Below are 6,247 nucleotides of genomic sequence, written 5' to 3' on the forward strand. Positions count from 1 at the left end.
ATAATTCATTTATCGTTTTATTCCTTGGGTAATCTGCCTTTGTATCATTAAATTCTACTAATAATCTGTGCTTTTCTTCTTCATTTATTATTTCTATATCTTTAACTAGCACTTCTTCATTTTCTATAATTTGCTTTACTAAATTTTCAAAATGCTCTTTGATTTTTATTACATTATTCTCTGAATATAACGATTCATTAAAATTAAATTTTATTGAAATATTATCTTGATAAGATACTATCACGTTAAAATTATAATTAGTTTGTTCTTCCGATTTGAAACCAATTATTTGTAAATCATTCTTAGTTAAAATTTCATTATTTATACCTTCACTATCGACCGGATAATTTTCAAATATCATTATATTGCTTATCAATTTTTCGCCGATTTCACTTAGTGCTTGTATATCTGCTAAAGGATAGAAGTCGTATTTGCTACTCTCTATAAATGATTTATTTACATTAGCTAACAGTTCCTTAAAAGTGGTATCTTCCTTTGTTTTAACTCTTAAAGGCACAGTATTTATAAATAAACCAAGCATATTTTCTATACCTTTAACTTCAGGATTTCTTCCCGATACTACATATCCAAATACAGAATCACTGCTGTTATTATATTTTTGAAGCAATATCGACCATATACTCTGCAATATTGTATTAATTGTAACCTTATTATTTCTAGCTATTGTTTGAAGCTTTTTCGTTACATCTTTTTCTATTACAAAATCAACTTGGGTATCCTTATATTCCCCTTTAACTTTATTATTTTTAAATGGTAATAGTGTTGCTTCATTATAACCTAAAAGATAGTTTTTCCAATATTCTTTTGCTGCTTTCTCATCTCTATTATTAAGCCATTCTATATACTCTGAATATGGCACTACATCTTTGAGAGCTGCTTTATAGCCGTATTTTAACTCATTATATACCTTAAATAATTCCATCATTATTATATTTAAACACCAACCGTCCATTATAATATGATGATTGTTAAGTATTAAGCTATATGTGCTTCTTTCAATTTTAACTATTATTAATTTTATAAGCGCATCTTTACTTAAGTTAAAACCCTTTTTTCTATTCTCGCTCATTATGTTTTTAATATAAAGCTCTTTATCAAATTTTTCTTTGCTTACATCCTTATATTCAACATAACTTGTTCTCTCTTTAAATACAATTTGCATATTCTTATTAAAATTTTCGTAGTCAAAAGTGGTTCTTAATACATCATGCCTTTGTACTAACTTATTGAAACTCTGCTTTAATAACTCTATATCTAAGTGTCCCTTTATTTTTATTGCTAATTGTTCATTATATAATTCCGGCTTATCGTCAGCAAGTGTATGATATAGCATTCCTTCTTGCATTGGTGTCAAAGGATATATATTTTTTATGTTGTCTATATCTTTTAAATATGGACTCAACTCCTGCAATCTTATATTCTCTTTTGTTATATCTGCTGCTGTTTTTTCCGTCTTATCCTTACCCATGCAATGTTTAATAATTTTCGTAAGATTATCTTTATAATCATTAATTAATGCTTTAATTGTTTCATCGTTATACTCCTCAGCGTTATACCTTAAATTTAAATTCATATTTTTATCTATAAGTATTGCCGAAAAGTCTAATAAATATAAGCTTTTATTATTTAAACCAATTGAACTTCCGCTACTTAACGATGATACCTTAAAAATATTATTATTTATATCTTCATCAAATTGTCCCAAATAGTTAAAGCATATTTCTGGTTTCAACTTATCATTAATTGGATTATTAGAAAGATATTTAATTATGCCATATTCAATTCCTTTATTAGGTATCCTTCTTAAAGAATCTTTTGTATTCTTTATCATCATTCCTAATTCTTCATTACTACTGCTTAAAACTATTGGATATTGCGAAGTAAACCATCCTATTGTCCTTGTTATATCCACATTTTTTAGAATCTCTTCTCTACCATGAGATTCCAAGTTGACTAATATATTTTCCTCGCCTGTCCATTTACTTATTGTTAATGCCAAAGCTGTTAATAGCAAATCCTCTATTTCCGTGTTATATGCCTTATTTACATGTTTTAATAATTTCTCCGTTTCCTCTTTTGTAAGGTTAAATCCTACACTTCTTAAATCTTTAATCCTAGCTACAGCTACCTCTTTGTCCTTTGGAAGTTTCCTTACGTCACACTTATCTATATAGCTCCAGTATTCTAGCTGTTTTCTCATATTGGAACTTGTCGCATATTTACTCTGTTCACTTGCCCACTCTTTAAAGGATGTAGTTTTCTCTTGAAGTATTATATCTTCTCCATTTTTAGCCATTTCATATGCCTTTGATAAATCTTCAAATAATATTCTCCATGAAACCCCATCTATAACTAAATGGTGTATTGCTACTAGTAAATGATCTCCTTCATGGGTTTTAAATAAACCTAATTTAACAAGAGGTCCATCATGTAGATTAATACTACCTTGAATTTCATCACACTTTTCTGTTACTTCTTTCTCACTTAAACCTTCATATACATTTAAATCGTATAACTTTTCACTTGTCCCTCTATTAATTTGATGTATTTCACCATTTTCATTTTTATATACCATTCTCAATGCATCGTGGTGAATAATTATAGCTTCAAATGCTTTTTCTAATGCTTCTTTTTCAAACCCATCTTTACTAAACAACATTACTGATTGATTCCAATGATGTTCTTCTTCAAAATTCATTTCAAAGAACCATTTTTGTATAGGCGTTAATTCTACTTCTCCAACCACTTCATCTTGGCTTATTGTTACATCATTTTTCTTTACGCACTTACTTAAAGCTTTTATATTTGAATTGTTGAATACATCCTTAACCTCAAAATAATATCCTTTTGCTTTAGCTCTTGATATTACCTGTATTGATTTTATGGAATCTCCACCTAAACTGAAAAAGTCATCGTTTATTCCTATATTGTCTATACCCAATACTTTTTCCCATATTTGTACAAGTTTTTGTTCTATTTCATTTCTTGGAGCCTCATATTCTGATCCTGTATCAATTTTACCTTGTGGCTCTGGTAGTGCTTTTCTATTTATTTTTCCGTTTAATGTTAATGGCATGCTTTCTAGTTTTATAAAGTATGCTGGCACCATGTAGTCTGGCATAGATTTTTTTAATTCTTCCCTAAACTTTCCTACACTGTACTCTTTTTCTCCAACATAATATGCACATAGATATTTGCTTACTGCCCCGTCTCTTGCTAAAACTATTGTTTCTTTTATTCCTTCTAGTTTTAATATATTACTCTCTATTTCTCCAAGCTCTATTCTAAAACCACGTATCTTAACTTGATGGTCTATTCTTCCTAAATACTCTATGTTCCCATCTGGAAGCCATCTTGCTAGATCTCCTGTTCTATACATTTTTTCTCCCGGCTCATATGGATTCTCTGCAAATTTTTCATTAGTTAACTTTTCGTTATTTAAGTATCCTCTAGCTACTCCGCAGCCACTTATACACAACTCTCCTGCTACTCCTATTGGGAGCATTTTATTATTCTTATCAACTATATATATTTTTGTATTATCAATAGGTTTTCCTATTGGTATCATTTCTTCTTTTTCCCTACATTCGTAGTAAGTTACATCTACTGAAGCTTCTGTTGGTCCATATAAATTTATTAGCCTTGTGTTATTTACTCTTCCTATTTCTTTGTTAAATATGTTGGCTTGTTCTACTTTTAACGCTTCTCCACTCGTAAATACCTTCTCTAGGCTTTCTATATCTTCCACTTTACCTTCCGATATTACATAGTCCATAAAAACATTCAGCATTGATGGAACAAAGTGAAGAACTGTAACCTTTCCTTCTTTTATACTCTTTGTTATTTCACTTGGATCTTTTTCTCCTCCTGGCACTAGCATCCTAACCTGAGCTCCAACAAATGACCACCACAATATTTCCCATACTGATACATCAAATGTATATGTTGTCTTTTGTAATATTACATCTTTGCTGCTTATGTTATATTTTTTCTGCATCCAATTAATTCTATTTACTATACCTTTATGCTCTATCATAACTCCCTTAGGTTTTCCAGTTGTTCCCGATGTATATATTACATATGCTAAATTTTTTGCACTAGCAGTTTTACCTAAGTTAGCATTACTTTCTTTGTATAATTCTTCATCATCTAACCTGCATACTTCTACGTTATTTTTATTTATTCTATCTTTAAACTCGTTTTGTACTAATACTAGCTTTGTTTCACTGTTTTCTAGCATATATTCTATTCTGTCATCTGGATACTCTGGGTCTATTGGCATATATGCTCCCCCTGCTTTTAATATACCCATTATTCCTACTATCATTTCTAAGGAACGCTTCACCATTATTCCTACTACAGATTCCGCTCCTACGCCTTTTTTCCTTAAGGTTCTTCCTAATGAATTAGCTCTTTCATTTAGCTCTTTATAAGTTAGACTCTGGTTTTCATATACTACTGCAATATTGTCTGGAGTCTTTTCCACCTGCATTTCAAAGAGTTCACTTACTACCTTATCTTCTGGATATTCTCCTTCTGTATCATTGAATTTTTCTAGTATACTGCGTTCTTCTTCGCTTAGTATTTCTATATCCTTAATCTTAATTTCTTCATTGCTTGTCGTTTCTTTTACTATATTCAAAAAATGATTTATCATTCTTTTTATAGTTTCATATTTATACAAGCTAGTTGCATAACTCAAATTAAAACAAATTTCCTCTTTGACTTCTCTTGCATCAATTGTAATATCAAATTTTTCTATGCCTCCAGTTAATTTATATGGCTTGAAAATACTATTCTCTATTTCTATTTTGTATTCTTCCATATTCTCCAAAATAAACATTACATCAAATAAAGGATTTCTTCCTAAATCTCTATCTATATCTATTTTGTCTACAATTTCTTCAAATTGATAATCTTGATTTTCGTATGCTTTTAAAGCCTTATTTCTTACTATTTTTAAATAATCACTAAAGCCTAAATCATTATTTACAATACTTCTTATTGCCAAAGTATTTACGAACATACCTATTAAGTTTTCTAGGTCTGCGTGATTTCTACCAGCTATTGGACTTCCAACTACTATATCTTCTTGTCCGCTATATTTTGATAATAGTATATTTATATTTGCTAATAGTACCATGTACATAGTACTTCCAGTTTCTTTAGCTATCTTTCTTAACTTTTCAGTTGTTTCCTTATCTAAAACAAAATTTATACTTCTACCCTTGAAGTCTTTAACTTTTGGTCTTTTATAATCTGTAGGTAAGCTTAGTACTGGTACTTCGTCACTAAATTCCTTTAACCAATATTGTTCCTGTTTTTTTAATTCTTCACTTTCATTCTTCTTTAACTGCCATGCAGAATAATCCTTATATTGTATTTTTAATTCTCCTAAATCCTTTTCTGCATATAAGTCGCTAATTTCCCTTGTTAGTATAGCTATTGAGACTCCGTCTGACACTATATGGTGCATATCAAAAAACATAATATGTCTTTCTTTTTCTAATTTTATAATCCCTACCCTTAATAATGGTGCTTTTTCTAAATCAAACGGTCTTATAAATTCTTCAAACTTTTCTTTCACTTCTTCTTCATTTTTTATTTCTATTTTCTCTATTTTAAATTGTATTTCATTAGCTTTATTAATTCTTTGCACTATCTTTCCATCTTTAAGGTAAAAGCTTGTCCTTAATGTCTCATGCCTATTTATTAACTTTATAAAGGCTTCCTGCATTCTATCTATTTCAAACCTACCCTCTATCTCTAAAGCTCCAGGCATATTGTATACAGTACTGTCCTTATCAATCTCTTGAAGCATATATGTTCTCTTTTGGGCTGATGAAGCTTCATAATACTGTTTTTCATCTACTCTTTCTATTTCTTCATATTCTTTTTTACTAATAGCCTCTATATACTCACTTAATCCTTTAATATTCCCTTTGCTAAATATTTCTCTTAGCGGTATTTCTACATTTAATTTTTTATAAATTCTACCTATTAAAGTTGTTGCATTTAACGAATGTCCCCCCAATTCAAAGAAGTCATCATTTATTCCTATATTAGTTACGCCTAATACCCCTTGCCATATCTCTACTAACTTCTCTTCTAACTCATTTCTTGGTGCTTCGTACTCTGCTCCTGTGTTAATTTTTCCCTGTGGCTCTGGTAATACTTTTCTATCCACTTTACCATTTGGTGTTAATGGCATGCTTTCTAGTTTTAT

The 6,247-nt window shown here is 29.7% G+C and carries 1 protein-coding gene; it reads right to left on the reverse strand.

Features of this window, described 5'->3' with window-relative positions; translation table 11 throughout:
• Nucleotides 1-6,247 (reverse strand): amino acid adenylation domain-containing protein (locus ACJDT4_RS23180; RefSeq protein ID WP_406789997.1); only part of this gene is annotated, 6,247 nt, incomplete at both ends.

The sequence above is a fragment of the Clostridium neuense genome (genome assembly GCF_045310695.1).
Classification (GTDB): Bacteria; Bacillota; Clostridia; order Clostridiales; family Clostridiaceae; genus Clostridium_S; species Clostridium_S neuense.